The sequence below is a fragment of the Limibacterium fermenti genome, from assembly GCF_041902845.1.
GTDB classification, from domain to species: domain Bacteria; phylum Bacteroidota; class Bacteroidia; order Bacteroidales; family Dysgonomonadaceae; genus Limibacterium; species Limibacterium fermenti.
On record NZ_CP159486.1, the window covers coordinates 963,028 to 981,576 of the forward strand.

Sequence of the window (18,549 nt, forward strand, 5' to 3'; positions counted from 1 at the left end):
GAAAAAATCTATGAAGAAGGAAGATAAAAGTAAAATAATAGAACAGATAGCTGTAAACCTGCAGTCTTATGAGAATTTCTATCTTACGGATATTGCAACGCTGAATGCAGCAAAAACAAGTACTTTACGTAGAGAATGCTCTAATCAGGATATAAAGCTCTTGGTAGTTAAAAATACCTTGTTGCATAAAGCATTCGAATCGCTTGAAAAAAATTATGAAGAGCTTTATCCCGCTTTGAAGGGAAATACGGCTATCATGTTTTCGAATGTGGCGAATGCCCCAGCTAAACTCATCGATAAATATAAAGCGGACAAAATACCGGCTTTTAAAGCTGCGTATGTTCAAGAAAGCTTCTTTATCGGTGAACCGGCTCTGAAAGACCTGGTTAATATAAAGAGCAAGACCGAGCTTATTGGAGAGGTAATCATGTTGTTGCAGTCTCCTGCAAAGAATGTGATATCGGCCCTTCAATCCGGAGGTTCAATTCTCCATGGAGTTTTGAAGACTTTATCGGAAAAAGAGAATTAAAATTTATACAAACAAACAGAACTAGTAATCAATTTAAAAAATACAAAAATGGCAGACTTAAAAGCATTTGCTGAACAATTAGTTAACTTAACAGTGAAAGAAGTTAACGAACTTGCTGAAATCTTAAAAACTGAATACGGTATCGAGCCCGCTGCGGCTGCTGTAGCTGTTGCTGCAAGCCCTGCTGCAGGTGGCGGAGAAGCTGTTGCAGAAGAAAAGAGCGAATTCGATGTAATTCTTAAAAGTGCAGGTGCAGCAAAACTTGCTGTAGTTAAGGCAGTGAAAGAACTTACCGGACTTGGTTTGAAAGATGCGAAAGATTTGGTTGACGGAGCCCCCAGTGAAATTAAAAAAGGTATCTCAAAAGACGAAGCAGAAGCTTTGAAAAAACAACTTGAAGAAGCTGGAGCAGAAGTTGAACTTAAATAGGGGTAACCTAATTTTAGGTTAGGTTGGTTAGGAATCTTCTAGCAGAGAAGATTCTTAACCTTTTGTGTCATTACATATTAAGTTCAAAAACTCATTATCCATATTCATGTCTTCAATTAACGTTAATAACAGAATAAATTTTGCGTCAATCAAGAATCCTCTGGATTATCCGGACTTCTTGGAAATTCAATTAAAATCTTTTCACGATTTCCTTCAACTCGACGCAACACCCGAAAATAGAAAAAATGAAGGATTGTATAAGGTTTTTACGGAGAACTTTCCCATAGCAGATACCCGTAACAACTTCGTCCTTGAGTTTTTAGATTACTATGTTGATCCCCCTCGCTATACGATAGAGGAATGTATCGACAGAGCACTTACTTATAGCGTGCCGCTGAAGGCTAAGCTTTACTTATACTGTACCGATCCCGATCATGAAGACTTTACACCTGTTATTCAGGATGTTTATTTAGGCACCATTCCTTATATGACCGATAAGGGGACCTTTGTTATCAATGGCGCCGAACGGGTTATTGTATCGCAGTTGCACCGTTCGCCGGGGGTATTTTTCGGACAAAGTCTCCATTCGAATGGTACGATGCTGTATTCTGCCCGTATAATCCCATTTAAGGGATCATGGATCGAATTTGCGACGGACATTAACAATGTCATGTATGCGTATATCGACCGAAAAAAGAAATTACCCGTTACCACACTCTTACGCGCAATCGGTTTCGAAAGCGATAAAGATATTCTCGAAATTTTCGATTTGGCGGAAGAAGTAAAGGTGACGAAAACCAACCTCAAAAAGTCGTTAGGGCGGAAATTGGCCGCCCGTGTCCTCCAGTCATGGATGGAAGATTTTGTGGATGAAGATACCGGCGAGGTTACTTCCATTGAACGGAATAAAGTGATTATCGAGCGTGAAACCATTCTTGAGCAAGAACATATCGACGAAATACTCGAATCGGGTGTTTCCACGATTCTGCTCCACAAGGAAACGGCCACTACGTCCGATTATTCCATTATATATAATACCTTACAAAAAGATCCGAGTAACTCGGAAATCGATGCTGTCCGGCATATTTATCGTCAGTTGAGAAGCGCCGAACCGGCGGATGACGCCAGTGCACGTGAAGTCATCAATAATCTTTTCTTCTCGGAAAAAAGATACGATTTGGGCGATGTCGGACGTTACCGGATCAATAAAAAATTGAATCTCCAGATCGATGATTCGATTCGGGTACTCACGAAAGAAGATATTATCGAAATCATCAAGTACCTTATCGAATTGATCAATTCCAAAGCGATGGTGGACGATATCGACCACTTAAGCAACCGTCGCGTGCGTACGGTGGGAGAACAATTATATAATCAGTTCGGTATCGGGTTGAACCGTATGGCCCGCATCATCCGTGAAAGAATGAATGTGCGTGACAATGAAGTGTTCACCCCGATCGATTTGATCAATGCCAAGACGATTTCTTCGGTCATTAACACCTTTTTCGGAACCAATGCCTTGTCGCAGTTTATGGATCAAACCAATCCGTTGGCTGAGACGACGCACAAACGCCGTTTGTCGGCTTTAGGCCCCGGAGGGTTGTCGCGTGAGCGTGCCGGATTTGAGGTTCGTGACGTTCACTACACGCATTACGGACGTTTGTGTCCGATTGAAACCCCTGAAGGTCCCAATATCGGATTGATTTCTTCGTTGTGTGTATATGCGAAGATCAACGATCTCGGATTTATCGAGACGCCCTATCGGAAAGTCGAAAACAGCGTGGTCAATGTGAATAATGACGAAGTCATTTACCTTGCGGCTGAAGAAGAAGAAGACCGGATCATCGCGCAGGGCAATGCCCCGTTGGATGAAAAAGGGAACTTTTTAAGCGACCGGATAAAGGCGCGTCAAGATGCCGATTATCCTGTGGTAGGTCCTGAGGAAATAGAGCTCATGGACGTGTCGCCCATGCAGATTGCCTCGATTGCGGCGTCGCTGATTCCTTTCTTGGAACACGATGATGCGAACCGCGCCCTTATGGGATCGAACATGATGCGCCAGGCGGTGCCTTTGTTGCAATCCGACAGCCCCATTGTGGGTACCGGTATAGAAGGACAACTGATCCGCGACTCCCGTACGCAAATCGCAGCGGAAGGCGAAGGGGAAGTGACCTTTGTAGATGCGACGACCATTAAAATTAAATATGACCGGACGGAAGATGACGAATTTACTAGTTTCGAAGACTCGGTCAAAACCTATATTATTCCAAAATTCCGCAAAACCAATCAAAATACGACGATTGATTTGCGACCTATTTGTCAATTGGGGCAACGGGTGAAAGCCGGAGATATCCTGACGGAAGGATACGCTACCCAAAACGGCGAACTGGCGTTAGGGAAGAACCTCAAAGTGGCATTCATGCCGTGGAAGGGATATAACTTTGAAGATGCGATCGTTTTGAGCGAACGCATGGTCAGCGAAGATATCTTTACTTCGGTACATGTGGAAGAGTTCTCGCTGGAAGTGCGGGAAACCAAACGCGGGATGGAAGAGCTTACTTCCGATATTCCCAATGTGAGCGAAGAAGCTACGAAAGATTTGGACGAACGAGGAATTGTTCGTGTGGGAGCCCGTATACAACCCGGAGACATCCTTATCGGTAAAATCACCCCTAAGGGAGAGTCCGATCCGTCGCCCGAAGAGAAACTCTTACGCGCTATTTTCGGTGATAAGGCCGGCGATGTGAAAGATGCATCGTTAAAGGCATCGCCTTCGTTGAAGGGGGTTGTCATCAATACGAACCTTTTCTCGAAAGCCGCTAAGAAAGGGCGTGCGAAACTGGCTAACAAGGCATTGCTTCCCAAACTCGACGAGGAATATGAAGTGAAGATGGACGACTTGCGTAAAGTCCTTATCGAAAAGTTACTGGTATTGACGGATGGAAAAACGTCCGCAGGAATAAAAGATTATACGAGCATCGATGTGGTCGCGAAAGGAGCGAAATTCACGCAGAAAATCCTTCAGGATATCGATTATCAATCGGCTCAATTGAATAAGTGGACGACGGATGAACACGCCAATAAGCTTATCCGGGCAACGGTGGTTAATTATTTGCGCCGTTACAAAGAGCTGGATGCCGAATTGAAACGCAAACGTTTCGACCTGACTATCGGCGACGAACTGCCCTCGGGCATTATGCAAATCGCGAAAGTATATGTCGCTAAAAAGCGTAAGATACAAGTAGGAGATAAGATGGCCGGCCGCCACGGTAATAAAGGTATCGTATCGAAGATTGTCCGTAAGGAAGATATGCCTTTTCTGGCCGATGGAACACCGGTTGACATCGTGTTGAATCCGCTGGGTGTGCCTTCGCGTATGAACCTCGGGCAGATATTCGAAACCGTGCTCGGTTGGGCCGGAAAAGAACTGGGTGTGAAGTTTGCGACTCCTATCTTCGATGGGGCGTCGTTAGACGACTTGAATACTTGGACCGACCGTGCGGGAGTCCCCCGTTACGGGAAAGCGTATCTGTATGATGGCGGCACCGGAGAGCGTTTTGACCAACCGGCAACGGTAGGGGTCATTTATATGCTCAAGCTGGGTCACATGGTCGAAGACAAGATGCACGCACGTTCTATCGGTCCGTACTCGTTGATCACCCAACAACCATTGGGCGGTAAAGCTCAGTTCGGAGGACAGCGTTTCGGAGAGATGGAGGTTTGGGCGCTCGAAGCATTCGGCGCCGCTCATATTCTTCAGGAAATCCTCACCATTAAATCGGATGATGTCGTCGGCCGTTCGAAAGCCTACGAATCGATTGTAAAAGGTGAACCGATGTCGCGCCCGGGAATTCCCGAATCGCTCAATGTATTATTACACGAGCTCAAGGGTCTGGGATTGAATGTAACGTTAGATTAATTAAACTCTTTATACCCAATTAAATATTATGGCATTTAGAAAAGACAATAAAATAAAGAGTAACTTTTCAAAAATTACTATTGGCTTAGCTTCTCCCGAACAGATTTTAGAGAGTTCTTACGGTGAAGTCTTAAAGCCTGAAACTATAAACTATCGGACGTATAAACCCGAACGTGACGGTTTGTTTTGTGAACGTATTTTCGGACCCGTAAAAGACTATGAATGTCATTGCGGTAAGTACAAGAGAATCCGTTACAAGGGTATCGTGTGTGATCGATGCGGTGTGGAAGTGACCGAAAAGAAGGTGCGTCGCGAACGTACCGGACATATTCATTTGGTCGTTCCGGTTGCCCATATCTGGTATTTCCGGTCGTTGCCCAACAAGATCGGTTATTTGTTGGGAATAGCCACCAAGAAACTCGATTCGATCATTTATTACGAACGGTACGTCGTGGTACAACCCGGTGTGCTGGAAGACAAAGTAGCCGAAAGAGACCTTCTTACGGAAGAAGAATATCTGGAACTGCTGGAAGGGCTTCCGAAAGATAATCAATTGTTGGAAGATACCGATCCGAATAAATTTATTGCCAAGATGGGCGCCGAGGCTATTTTGGATCTTCTGGAACGTATCAATCTCGACAAATTGGCCAATCAACTTCGTAACCGGGCCAGCACCGATACGTCGCAACAACGTAAGAACGAAGCTTTGAAACAACTTCAGGTGGTCGAGGCATTCCGCTCGTCGAGAAATATCAATAAGCCGGAATGGATGATTATGAAAGTAATCCCCGTGATTCCTCCCGATTTGAGGCCTTTGGTGCCTTTGGACGGAGGGCGTTTCGCCACTTCCGACTTGAACGATTTGTATCGCCGTGTGATTATCCGGAACAACCGGTTGAAACGATTGATGGACATCAAAGCGCCCGATGTGATTTTGCGTAATGAAAAACGCATGTTGCAGGAAGCGGTCGACTCGTTGTTCGACAACTCGCGTAAATCGAGTGCGATTAAAACCGAATCGAACCGTCCGTTAAAATCACTTTCGGACAGCTTGAAGGGAAAACAGGGACGTTTCCGTCAAAACCTGTTGGGTAAGCGTGTCGACTATTCGGCGCGTTCGGTAATCGTTGTCGGTCCCGAATTGAAAATGAACGAATGCGGCTTGCCGAAAGATATGGCAGCCGAACTATACAAACCCTTCATCATCCGTAAACTGATAGAGCGGGGGATTGTGAAAACGGTGAAATCGGCAAAGAAAATTGTCGACCGTAAAGAACCCGTCGTTTACGACATCCTCGAATATGTGATGAAAGGGCATCCTGTTATGCTGAACCGTGCCCCGACATTGCACCGGCTCGGTATCCAGGCTTTCCAACCGAAACTAATCGAAGGAAAAGCCATTCAGTTGCACCCGTTGGCTTGTACGGCTTTCAATGCCGACTTCGACGGCGACCAGATGGCCGTTCACTTGCCGTTGGGCAATGAAGCCATTTTGGAAGCGCAATTGCTGATGCTGGGGTCGCATAACATTCTGAATCCGGCTAACGGCGCTCCTATTACCGTTCCTTCGCAGGATATGGTGCTCGGACTGTATTACATTACCAAAATACGTCCCCATGCCAAGGGCGAAGGCCTGATTTTCTACGGCGAAGAAGAAGCCATTATCGCTTACCAGGAAGGGAAGGTCGATATCCATGCGCCGGTGAAAGTCATTGTCGACGATATCGACGAGGAAGGTAATCCGATCCGCAAAATGCACGATACATCGGTAGGGCGGGTTATCACCAATGAGTATATTCCGAAAGAAGTAGGATATATCAATGAACTGCTCTCTAAAAAATCGCTTCGTGATATCATCGGAAAGGTGATCAAGACCTGCGGGGTTGCCCGCACGGCACAGTATCTGGATGATATTAAAGCCCTCGGATATAAAATGGCTTTCAAGGGCGGATTGTCGTTCAACCTCGAAGATGTGATTATCCCGAAAGAAAAAGAGACATTGATCAAGCAGGGGTATGACGAAGTAGAGCAGATCATGGAGAACTATAATATGGGTTTCATTACCTATAACGAGCGCTACAATCAGATTATCGATACATGGACGCATATCAACTCCAAGTTGTCGAATATCCTGATGAAACAATTGGCCGAAGACGACCAGGGTTTCAACTCCGTGTATATGATGCTCGACTCGGGCGCCCGTGGTTCGCGCGAACAGATCCGTCAGTTGTCGGGTATGCGTGGATTGATGGCGAAGCCGCAAAAGAGCGGCGCCGAAGGCGGACAGATTATCGAGAACCCGATTTTGTCGAACTTTAAGGAAGGCTTGTCGGTGTTGGAGTACTTCATCTCGACGCACGGCGCCCGTAAGGGACTTGCCGATACCGCCTTGAAGACGGCCGATGCGGGTTACCTCACGCGTCGTCTGGTAGACGTGTCGCAGGATGTGATTATCACCGAAGAAGATTGCGGTACGTTGCGCGGATTGGTCGCTACGGCTATTAAGAAGAATGATGAAGTGATTGCTTCCCTTTACGAACGTATTTTGGGCCGTGTTTCGGTTCACGACGTTCAGCATCCGACAACCGGCGAAATACTGGTGCAGTCGGGAGAAGAAATAACGGAAGAAATCGCCCGGAAAATAGAAGAGTCACCCATCGAACGGGTCGAAATACGCTCGGTGCTTACGTGCGAATCGCATCATGGCGTGTGTGCAAAATGTTACGGACGTAACCTGGTCACCGGACGGTTGGTACAGAAGGGCGAAGCCGTTGGCGTTGTTGCCGCCCAGTCTATCGGTGAGCCGGGTACGCAGTTGACGCTCCGTACGTTCCACGTAGGAGGTATTGCTTCGAATATCGCGGCCGAGAGTCAGATTGCCGCCAAATACGATGGTATTCTGCAATTCGACGAGTTGCGTGTGGTCGATGTAAAAGATGCCGAAGGCAAGCCCTACAAAGTGGTGGTGAGCCGTTTGGTGGAAATGCGTATTGTCGATCCGAATACCAAGATTGTGTTGTTGACGCACAACGTGCCTTACGGTTCGAAACTCTATTTCGGCGAAGGCGATAAGGTGCAAAAGGGCGAATTGATTTGCGAATGGGATCCGTTTAACGCGGTGATTATTTCGGAGGCGACCGGTACGATTAAGTTCGAAAGCTTTACCGAAGGGGGAACCTATAAAGTGGAATCGGATGAGCAAACCGGATTGAAAGAAAAGGTTATCATCGAGTCGCGCGACAAAACCAAAGCTCCATCGGCTCATATCGTTAACGAAGACGGAGATATTCTGCGCACGTATACATTACCGTTGGGCGCGCACATCGTCAGGAATGAAAACGATACGATTAAAGCGGGTGACGTCTTAGTGAAAATTCCTCGCGCGGTGGGTAAAGCCGGCGATATCACGGGAGGTCTGCCTCGCGTTACCGAGCTTTTCGAAGCGCGTAACCCTTCGAATCCGGCCGTTGTTGCCGAAATCGACGGAGAGGTTTCTTTCGGTAAAATCAAACGGGGTAACCAGGAAATTATGATCACTTCCAAAATAGGGGAAGTGAAAAAATATCTTGTTCCGCTGTCCAAGCAGATATTGGTGCAGGAAAACGACTTTATCCGAGCAGGAATGCCGTTGTCCGACGGAGCCATTACTCCGGCCGACATTCTCGCTATCATGGGGCCGACGGCTGTACAGGAATACATTGTGAACGAAGTACAGGATGTGTACCGTCTGCAAGGAGTGAAGATCAACGATAAGCACTTCGAGGTGATTGTTCGCCAGATGATGCGTAAAGTGGAAGTGATCGATCCGGGAGACACCCGCTTCCTCGAACAGCAATTGGTCGACAAACTGGATATTATGGAAGAGAACGACCGCATTTGGGGCAAGAAGGTCATTATGGATGCCGGCGATTCGCAGGTATTCGAACCGGGACAGATTGTTACCGTGCGCAAATTGCGTGACGAGAACAGTTCGCTGAAACGGCGCGACCTGAAACTGGTGGAAGCACGCGATGCGGTTCCCGCTACGGCCAACCAGATTTTGCAAGGGATTACCCGTGCCGCTCTTCAAACGACCAGTTTTATGTCGGCTGCTTCTTTCCAGGAAACGACGAAGGTATTGAACGATGCCGCCATCAATGGCAAAGTCGATCTGCTGGAAGGGTTGAAAGAGAATGTGATTTGCGGACATTTGATTCCTGCCGGTACCGGTCAGCGCGATTTCGACAAATTGATTGTCGGGCCGCGTGAGGAGTTCGAAAAGTTGAAATCGAATAAACGTTCCAACCTGTTTCAGGAAGTAGAAGAAGAGTAACTTACCGTTATTTGCTACATAATAAAAGGGTGTTCCGCAAGGGATGCCCTTTTTTTGATGTTAATCATCATTCGTTTCATCCATAGCCGATGGTTTCAAACACCGGCCAAAAAATGGAAAGGATGAAGTGAGTGTAATAAAAAGGGAGAAGAAATTGTACAAACGGACAACTTATTCTATTTTTGTACAAAGATTATTTCTCTAACTTCTATAAACAACAAAAACAGAAAGTAAAAGAATATACAAAATCAGATCATTCGGAAAATTCAAAACAGTTTCTTAGATTAATCGAAACAATTCCGCAAATTCCAACAGAATATCTTAAACATCTTGAGAAAACAGACGGTTTGTATGAAATAAAAGTTCAGTCAGGAAGTGCTATTTTTAGAATTTTCTGTTTTTTCGATGAAGGATAATTAGTTGTATTAGCAAATGGATTTCAGAAGAAAACAAAAAAAACGCCAAAGCAAGAAATTGAAAAAGCATTAAAAATAAAAGAGGAATATGAGCACGGTGAATACTAAAGACTTGAAATCTCTTGACCAATTTGTCGATGAACAATATGGCAAGAGAGGAACTGAAAAACGTGAAACCTTTGAAAAAGGATACGAAAGGTTCAAACTTGGGTTTATTCTCCAACAAGCTCGTCTTGAAAGAGGAATGACACAAGAAAAACTTGCCGAAAAAGTCGGGACAAACAAAGGTTATATTTCGCGAGTTGAAAACAATATGAAAGACGTTCGTATTTCGACACTTCAAAAAATCATCGAAAAAGGTTTTGGAGGACATTTGGAATTGACGATAAAAATGTAATGCGTCTATGCAATTATATTTTGATGGTGGAAATAATTCTTTAAATTTTTATAGTTTATGAAGAATACAAAGCCGGCAATGAAACAAATAGCATTGATTTTTTCTTTTCTTTTGACGACGGGACTGTGTCTCGGACAAGAAAACCATTTAAAACCGGCAAGAGACTTTAGCCGGTATGAAGGCGTTTTGAAAGAGTATTACGACAATCTGTTTCTTTTACTTTATACAGGGTTTTCGCAAAAACCGTATGCCCGTTATACTTCCAAGCCTTCTTTTTCACAAGAATATGCCTTTTCTGTGGAAATGATTGAGGGGAAATGTTTTATCCTTTCGAATAGCCTTTCAGAAAATTATTGGTATGCGAAAGATAAAAAATCAGTCAGAATGGATACGTCCAAAATAGAAATCAATCAAGACTTATATCTGAAAATAGGGGAATTGTTTGACCTTTTACTGAAGCAAACGAAAGTGCCGGAGCGGAAATTCAAAAAAGGACCCAACGGAGAAGTCTATGAAATAGAAACGATAGTATTCGATGGAACCGTCTATTATTTTACGATAACCGGCAAAGACGGAAAAACTGAATCGGGTGAAACGTCGTCCCCCGGCAAAAATTCAGTATTCGGCAGGCTGGTGAAGATTTGCGACGAGTTGCATTCGCTTGAATTTGAAAGCCCTCTTATTTTAAAAGAAATAGACTTATTAGTGAGTGATTTAAAACAATGAAACGCCGAATGATCCACTTGCCGATACTTTGGTCCCTCCACTATCGCAAGTCCGGAAAATTGCACTTGCCGGAAGGCAAAACCATCTTCGGAGATGATATTATCGCTTGATTACAGTTTTTCGACCTCTTCGGTAGAAAGGCCGCTCACTTTAGAGATCAGCTTTACCGGGATGCCTTCGGCTTTGATATTTCGGGCAATCTCTATCTGCTTGTTTTTTTCACCTTCAGTAATTCCTTTTCGCTTTGCCGAATTGATTTGAGCTAGCCGGTCGCGATAAGCTCTGATATCCGCATCGTACCGAACCCGGTCTTCCTTGCTCAACGATGCCAAGTCTGCAATCTTCTCCGATTTCTTGAAGATCTTTTTTTCTTCCTTAAAAGGAATTTCTTTTAATGTTTCCATATTTTTTAATACATAAATCCATTTGTCCAAGCCTGTTACACATTCCTCTTTTGTTTTTTTGAAAAACGGAAATTCCACGAAAATAAAACGTAGTTTATCGCTGAATTGTTTACCGGTATCACGGTCAGCCAATATGACATCTGTACGTAACTTCCCCGCCAAATTAAAATTCAGAAAAAAAAATACCGTAAACTGCTTTTATACCGAACTCCCATTTCATGCCCCGTTCGCCTTGATTGGCCACTGTCTGAGAAAGATAATATAACGCCCGATCATAAAAATAGTCCTGATGTGTGTTTTGCATCTCCACAATAATATGCTCTCCTTCTTCCGCCTCGCAGGCAATATCATAAATGCCCTCGCGTCCCTTATAATACAATGGTAGTTGCTCTTTATCGATCAACCTTATTTTCTTGATTTTTTTCTCGCCGGTGAGTAAATCATTCAAAAAATCTTTACTGTTCTCTTGGCCGAAAATTCGCTTAAACGCCACGTCATATGTCGGATTAATAAAACGTGTCATATATTTCCGTTCAATTTAATCGCGCCTTATATCCTCTACTTCTTACTCTACTTCTTATTTTCGCCTTTTTTCTCCTCTTCTTTCTTTTTCGACTTTTCGGCGTTGAGTAGCGCTTTTATTTTAGTCAATGTATATTGGGCGCGTTTGACAGGATCTTTTTTGAAAACGATTTTTCCGTTGTAGCATATTTCGGTAATATAACGATCTACATTGTCATAATACACTTGGTTGTCCGCATTAAATTTCCGGAAAGATATTCGTTTTTGGTTTTGCTCATTGTTTAGGGTTGCAATTTCGGTAACATCCGTCGTAAGACCTTCGACAAACCCGTCGGGCATGTAGGACGTAAGTTCTTCGGCATGCGTGGTTGCATAAGCGATAGCCTCCTTGGAAGCTGCCACTCCGCCTTCGATATTACCCGAATGGAATTCTTTACGGGCGAGGATTATTTCTTCCTTTTTCAATCCCGCCGATTGGAAGTAATTGCCCAAAAGCAATAGCTTGTCGTTGATATTCTTGCTTTTGTCTGCAATGGAGTCGGTTAGTATGGTCAGTTCTTTTTGATGTACATATTTCGACTCGATTTTTTGCAAGTCGGCCAATGAGGTTTGTGCTCCGGCCAGATAGGTTTCGTTCATGTGTTTAAACAGAGCGGTAAAAGCCGGTAGATCCGTGCCGAAGTTCCCAAATATCATGGTTGCTGCGGGTGCGTATTCTTCTTTTCTTAAATTTGCCATAACATCGATTTTTTAGTTATTAATTATCATTCGTTTGTTTATAAATAAATTATTTTGAATAGTATCGGACATTTCATACCGAAAATTATTCACTGCATAAAATGAATTTAATATATCATAAGTTCGATTCTTCATCGCACGATTAAAAGTGCTCAACGCACAATATAATTTGCCTATCGCACGATATAAAATACTTATTACATAAGGAAAAATACTTATTACATAAGGAAAATTGGTTATTACATAAAGGGAATTTAATATTTCACGAGAGAAACAAGCTTTTGCACAACAAAAATTTCGCTTTGCACGATGTAAATTGATCTTTTCAGAAAGTAAAAGGGTTATTTTGCCCTGCACATTATTCACCTTGCTCGGGTTTTTAACAAGTTCACTCGGGTGATTGACACTCACGCATCGGATTTTACATGCGGTGCTTGGTTTTTTTCCTATTATACACCATTCAACGTTCATTGCATACATGTTAAAAAAACCTGTATACCTTTTTTCTATGTTTATTGCGGTTTGATTGCGCTGCAGTTCTATATGGCGGCGTATTTTTCAAATCGTTAGATGCTGCAATATTAGAGATCTTTTTTGAGATAAACAAATTTTCCGGAGATTTTTTATATGATTATCCGCAAAACGACCTAAAGGTAACCCCTCCGCTCGTTCCTCGCTCGTCCCCTTATGCTTAGGGGACAGTTGCGGAGTGCAACTTCTCTACTCTCCCCCTTACGATAAGGGGAGTACCGCGAAGCGGGGAGGGGTTAAAAAAGAAATTGGACGCTTTGCAGATAATCAATTTTTTTTATAAGTAATTCAAGTTTAGCAAGTTATTTCTCTTAAAAGCCAACGGGTTGTAGCTTACAGTTAACAGTTACCTTCTACTGCTTACTATTGACTTCTCACTTCTTACTCCTAACTGTTCGTAATTTGTAATTTGTAATTTGTAATTTGTAATTTCTTAAAATCCCTTGCGAAACTTGAGTAAGAAACTGTTTCAATCTCCCCTCAATCCCTACCGTGTATGCCAAAGGATACTGTCCATATCGGAGTCGTAATCGGGTAGGCGGTCGGATGATTCGGCTTTATTCCGGACGGCGGGTCTTGCTGTCCTTGGCGGGTTTTCGCGGGAAATATACCGGAAGCCGAGCCACAGCAAGACCATGAATGCCATGCCGATAAGAAAGGTCGTAAAGTCGCGCCGCAGCTTGCGCCTCACGTTATACGGGTCGGACGGATCGTAGAGAGGATTCGGGAGCATTTCGCCGCACGACAGGCAAAAGAGTTTCTTTTCGTGTTGCATTTCGGGTGTATGAAACACATCCGCGCCGCATTTGGGGCAGGTAGTCCGGTAGATTCGGGAATCGGGGAAAACCGGAGACGGCAACTGTTTCCGGTTTTGTTTGTTGGATTGCTTTTTCATCGTCAATCATTATCCATAAAATCGATAAAGGCTTTTTCACCTCGCCGTTCCCCAAGGTCGGTATGAAATACTATAAAAAAGAGGCGCAGGAACTGTTTGACTTTACGGCTTGTCAGGCTCTACCAAAGCCCAGTCCCCAAGTAAAGCAACAGCCCCACGCCTTTTAGGCGCGAGGCGTTTGTTGCTATTATATTGGGGGCTGAAATTCAATTTGGTAGATTTGACTAGCCTGATAATATCAAAAACGCTTCTCGTTATAATCTGTAAAATGTTACGCCACCGCGTATTTCCGGCAAAGGTATTGTTTTTTTGCGAAAGACAGGTCTTTTGAGCCGTTATTTATTTCCTCCTGAAAAAATTAGTCAATGCTCTTGTTCGGGTTTCATTCTATTGTCCACTCCGCTTTTCAGGGTATTTTTTGCGTTGATACAATATAGAAACAATCGATTGAATAAATTTCTATATAAATAATTTCTTTCGGTATCTTTGCACCACAAAACAATTCAACTAAGATTAAATCAAAAAAAATTATGACATCAATTATTAATTCTCAACTCACAGAATTTAAAGTACAAGCTTATCATAAAGGAGCTTTCAAAACAGTTACTCACAACGATGTATTAGGAAAATGGGCGGTTTTCTTCTTTTATCCCGCTGATTTTACGTTTGTTTGCCCTACCGAATTGGTAGACGTGGCCGAAAAATACGACCAGTTGCAACAAATGGGTGTGGAAGTGTATTCGGTCAGTACCGACAAACACTATACCCATAAGGCCTGGCACGATACTTCCGACAGCATTCGTAAAATCAATTATCCGATGTTGGCCGATCCGACCGGATTGTTGGCGCGTGCATTCGGCGTGATGAAGGAAGATGAAGGAGTTGCTTACCGCGGTACGTTCGTGGTAAATCCTGCCGGTCAAATCAAAATTGCCGAAATTAATGATAACGGCATCGGCCGTAACGCGGAAGAATTGGTTCGCAAAATAGAAGCGGCCCAGTTTGTCGCTACACATGACGGGGAAGTATGTCCTGCGAAATGGAAACAAGGTCAGGAAACCTTGAAACCCAGCATCGACTTAGTAGGTAAGATTTAAAACGATGTTAGATGCTGCTTTAAAAGAACAACTGCAAGGTATTTTTGCCGGACTTGCCCATCGATACACGTTTGATGTCGCCGTAGCCGAACAGCACGAAAGCCGCAATGAGCTGCTGGAACTGTTGAACGATGTGTCCACGACTTCGGACAGGCTGTCGACTGAGGTCCGTTCGGGAAATGCCTTGGAGTTCGAACTGTTGAAAGACGGGGAGAAAACCGGCGTGAAGTTTCGGGCGGTGCCCAATGGGCACGAATTTACCTCGTTGCTGCTCGCCGTGCTCAATGCGGACGGGAAAGGGAAAAACCTGCCCGACGATTTTATTGCCCACCGCGTGAAATCGCTCAAAGGGCCTATCCGTTTAACGACGTATATGTCGCTGACGTGTACCAACTGCCCCGACGTGGTGCAGGCGTTGAATGTGATGGCGTTGTTGAATCCGTCCATCACGCACGAGGCGGTCGACGGGGCGATTTATCAGGAAGAAGCGGATGCCTTGAAACTGCAAGGGGTGCCGGCCGTGTTTGCCGACGGCGAACTGCTCCATGTGGGGCGTGGCGAATTCGGCGAATTGCTTTCGAAACTCGAAGAGCGCTACGGATCGGAACAATCGGCGGTGAGCAGCGCTCCGCGTGAATATGACGTGATTGTGGTGGGCGGAGGCCCTGCCGGATCGGCGGCAGCCATTTATTCGGCGCGCAAGGGACTGAAGGTGGCGGTGCTGGCCGAACGCATCGGCGGGCAAGTGAAAGAAACGCTCGGCATCGAAAACCTCATATCGGTTCCTAAAACCACCGGCGATGAGTTGGCCGACAATCTCAAACGACATATTCAGGAATATTCTGCGGATATTTTCGAACACCGTATCGTGGAGAAAGTCGAGTTGGAAGGTAAAAACAAAGTCGTATCTGTTGCAGGAGGCGAGAAGTTCGTGGCTCCGGCGTTGATCGTGGCCACCGGCGCCAGTTGGCGCAGGCTGAATGTGCCCGGCGAAAAAGATTCCATCGGTAAAGGCGTGGCTTTTTGTCCGCATTGCGACGGGCCTTTTTATAAAGGAAAGCATGTGGCGGTGGTCGGAGGCGGAAACTCCGGTATTGAAGCCGCCATCGATTTGGCCGGCATTTGTTCCAAAGTCACGGTATTTGAATTCCTGGACGAACTGAAAGCCGACAAAGTCTTGCAGGAGAAGGCAGCCAGCCTGCCGAATGTCGAAATCTTCCTTCATTCGCAAACGACGGAAGTCCTCAGCAACGGCGAGAAGGTCGTCGGCCTGCGCGTGAAAGACCGCAAAACCGGGCAAGAGCGCGTAGTCGATTTGGACGGCGTGTTCGTTCAGATAGGTTTGGCTGCCAACAGCGGGGTGTTTAAAGACGTCGTCGCGACCAACCGCTTCGGTGAAATCGAAGTCGATACGCATTGCCGCACCAATGTGCCGGGTATTTATGCCGCGGGCGACGTAACGACCGTACCCTACAAGCAAATCATCATTTCGATGGGCGAGGGGGCCAAAGCCGCCCTGACCGCTTTCGACGACCGGATACGCGGTGTGATATAATATTTTTTAACCAAAGTGTTTATTTAGATAACGGGGATGTGGCTTTGAGCCATGTCCCCGCCCTTATTTTTGGACTGTTTTATTTGTCTTTCAACAAAAAAAACATTATTTTTGCCTCTAATTTTAGCACTGAAACTACACCTTTGCTGACATCGGCAAGTCTCTGAATCTTACCTTATCTATCAACGAAAGATGCAGTTCCCCCTGCTTTTTGTATTCATTTTGCGAGATAATCGCATACAATTGTAAATTAAATATCAACTTAAAGCATTTTTTTATGAGATCGGGAAGCATTTATTTTTTATTTTTATTGTTTCCGTTCCTGTTGTTATCATGCGGAAATGATGGGGAAGACACGGAACGCAAATGTATATCCGTAACTGTAAAAGCAGGTATCGAAGGCATGAAGGTAAAATCGTCGAAAACACGTGCGTCCGGCACAAATTGGGTAGAAGGAGATTTGATAGGAATCTATATGAGTAAGAATGGCGAGTTGCTTACCCAAAACGCATTAGCTACCAATGTGAAGTATATAAACGTGGGGGAGGATGCATTTATTCCTGCCGATCCTGAAAATCCCGTTGTATATCCTCTTGACGGCTCAAAGGTCGATTTTATCGCATATTATCCCTATAAAGAAACCATAGACAATCTGATATATCCCGTAGATGTGAGCAAACAAACCGACTTGGCGGCAATCGATCTGTTGTATTCCGGCAATGCCAAAATGAAAGATTTTACCACGCCGGATGTTGAAATAAATTTCTCTCACCGGTTGTGTAAAATCGTATTGAATTTTACGACGAACGATGCCGGACACAGTCTGGAAGGAATATCCGCCTCAATAACCGGAGTAAATACCCAAGTTGGCTTCTCGCTGGCGGACGGAAAATTTTCGGTGCCATCCGGAAAGAAAAATGTAGCTTTTAATATGGCATCCGATGGAAAGACTGCAGAAGCGATTTTATTGCCTGTGGAGAAGCTTGACGGTATCGGTTTGGAATTGGAAACAGGACAAGACACCTACACTGCGGTATTAAGCGAAAAGCTTGTAAAAATCAATTCCTTAGACGAATCCACTCTTTATGCGTTGAATGTTATACTGAATCCGAGTGGAACGGTTCCCATGTCGGTATCTTTAGGAACCATTCATGATTGGATTTCCGCTCCTTCCGAAAGTTTTTCTATGGATAAAGAAAAAACGATTGAAAACGAAGGTGATGGAACAAAAGAGTATCCGTATTCTATTGAAGAAGCAAGAAAGCATCCGGGAAAAAGAGGTGTATGGGTAAAAGGATATATTGTCGGGTATATGAAATCGCAAAAAGGTGTAGTGGCTTTCGGAGCAAGTGGCGCCAGCGATACGAATATGGCTATAGCTACATCGCCGGATGAAACGGTTTCTTCCAATTGTATGTCCGTTGAATTGCCGACTAGCGGCTCTAAAAGAAAAGAGTTAAATTTAAAGAATAATCCCGCGAACCTCGGAAAACGAATAAAAATACAAGGAGATATAACTAAATACTTCGGTTTAACAGGAATCAAAGGTGGCGGCGGATTTGAATTTATGTAAATCCTATAGATGAAACAGTATTATATCGGGGACTATTAAGAGATAGAGTTTCCTATTTAATGGCTACGGCCGGCCTATTGGAACTTTATTATGAAAAACGGTTAGGAGATTTTTCGCCCAACCGTCTTTTAGTGTACCGTGCATGAAGTCGGCTATGTGAGAGGGATGAAGTACCTTGGGGTTAGTTTCTATATCCACTCGGAGTAATGGCATGGGATAGTATACGCACAGCGTAAGGAGAATCGCTGCGCTCCTTTATCATGGGCTGGTTTGATACTTCAAGCTGGCGGATACGAAGAGCAAACTCCACGAAATGGACATGTGGTATCGACGGCGATTGCGGATGTGTATCTGGAAGCACTAGAAGAGGATAAAGACTCGGTTCAGAAACTTTATGAAATATGGAATAGACAAGTCTCAGGCATGGCAATGGCAAATTATTCTATGTTGACGGACTGTTACCGTAAAGTTGTATCGTAAGTAAGAAACTACTTTACTTTCCTCCT

The 18,549-nt window shown here is 44.4% G+C and carries 12 protein-coding genes and 2 pseudogenes; 11 read left to right on the top strand and 3 right to left on the bottom strand.

The genetic code is table 11. The features are described 5' to 3' along the window. Positions 1–10: 10 nt before the first annotated feature. The 7 genes and pseudogenes from rplJ to ABNK31_RS04415 all read left to right on the top strand — a co-directional run bounded on the left by rplJ (position 11) and on the right by ABNK31_RS04415 (position 10,728). A complete protein-coding gene (rplJ, locus tag ABNK31_RS04385) occupies positions 11–529 on the top strand; it encodes a 50S ribosomal protein L10 (protein WP_418894504.1) in 519 nt (172 codons plus the stop codon). 48 nt (positions 530–577) lie between these two features. Further along, entirely contained in the window at positions 578–958 is a 381-nt protein-coding gene (rplL, locus tag ABNK31_RS04390; protein ID WP_418894505.1) for a 50S ribosomal protein L7/L12, read from the top strand. A 106-nt stretch (positions 959–1,064) separates the two neighbouring features. Then, complete coding sequence (gene rpoB, locus ABNK31_RS04395; RefSeq protein ID WP_418894506.1) at positions 1,065–4,877, top strand: DNA-directed RNA polymerase subunit beta; 3,813 nt, start codon at positions 1,065–1,067, stop codon at positions 4,875–4,877. Between the two features lie 28 nt (positions 4,878–4,905). Further along, the gene (gene rpoC, locus ABNK31_RS04400) at positions 4,906–9,189 is read left to right on the top strand and encodes a DNA-directed RNA polymerase subunit beta' (protein ID WP_418894507.1); all 4,284 of its coding nucleotides are present in this window, start codon (positions 4,906–4,908) and stop codon (positions 9,187–9,189) included. A gap of 287 nt (positions 9,190–9,476) precedes the next feature. After that, positions 9,477–9,713: pseudogene (locus ABNK31_RS04405) on the top strand (type II toxin-antitoxin system RelE/ParE family toxin). Next, complete coding sequence (locus ABNK31_RS04410; protein WP_418894508.1) at positions 9,694–10,002, top strand: helix-turn-helix domain-containing protein; 309 nt, start codon at positions 9,694–9,696, stop codon at positions 10,000–10,002. The pseudogene ABNK31_RS04405 and the gene ABNK31_RS04410 overlap by 20 nt, the downstream one beginning before the upstream one ends. A 57-nt stretch (positions 10,003–10,059) precedes the next feature. Beyond that, entirely contained in the window at positions 10,060–10,728 is a 669-nt protein-coding gene (locus ABNK31_RS04415) for a hypothetical protein (RefSeq protein ID WP_418894509.1), read from the top strand. Positions 10,729–10,838: 110 nt separating this feature from the next. Here the strand turns inward: ABNK31_RS04415 and ABNK31_RS04420 are convergent. The 3 genes and pseudogenes from ABNK31_RS04420 to ABNK31_RS04430 form a co-directional block, all read right to left on the bottom strand. Continuing rightward, a pseudogene (locus ABNK31_RS04420) lies at positions 10,839–11,655 on the bottom strand (Rpn family recombination-promoting nuclease/putative transposase). 47 nt (positions 11,656–11,702) lie between these two features. Then, positions 11,703–12,392, bottom strand: coding sequence for a hypothetical protein (locus ABNK31_RS04425; RefSeq protein ID WP_418894510.1), 690 nt, complete (start codon positions 12,390–12,392; stop codon positions 11,703–11,705). Between the two features lie 1,018 nt (positions 12,393–13,410). After that, positions 13,411–13,818: a hypothetical protein gene (locus ABNK31_RS04430; RefSeq protein WP_418894511.1), complete on the bottom strand. Its 408-nt coding sequence runs from the start codon at positions 13,816–13,818 to the stop codon at positions 13,411–13,413. A 530-nt stretch (positions 13,819–14,348) separates the two neighbouring features. Here ABNK31_RS04430 and ahpC point away from each other — a divergent pair. From ahpC to ABNK31_RS04450, 4 genes are all read left to right on the top strand, one after another. Continuing rightward, the gene (ahpC, locus tag ABNK31_RS04435) at positions 14,349–14,915 is read left to right on the top strand and encodes an alkyl hydroperoxide reductase subunit C (protein ID WP_418894512.1); all 567 of its coding nucleotides are present in this window, start codon (positions 14,349–14,351) and stop codon (positions 14,913–14,915) included. A 4-nt stretch (positions 14,916–14,919) separates the two neighbouring features. Beyond that, positions 14,920–16,470, top strand: a complete 1,551-nt coding sequence (gene ahpF, locus ABNK31_RS04440) for an alkyl hydroperoxide reductase subunit F (protein WP_418894513.1) — start codon at positions 14,920–14,922, stop codon at positions 16,468–16,470. A 277-nt stretch (positions 16,471–16,747) separates the two neighbouring features. Then, positions 16,748–18,043 carry a fimbrillin family protein gene (locus tag ABNK31_RS04445; RefSeq protein ID WP_321579688.1) on the top strand — a complete coding sequence of 432 codons (1,296 nt, stop codon included), beginning with the start codon at positions 16,748–16,750 and terminating at the stop codon, positions 18,041–18,043. 313 nt (positions 18,044–18,356) lie between these two features. Further along, on the top strand, positions 18,357–18,407 hold the full coding sequence (locus ABNK31_RS04450) for a hypothetical protein (protein WP_418895360.1): 51 nt from the start codon (positions 18,357–18,359) through the stop codon (positions 18,405–18,407). Positions 18,408–18,549 lie beyond the last annotated feature (142 nt).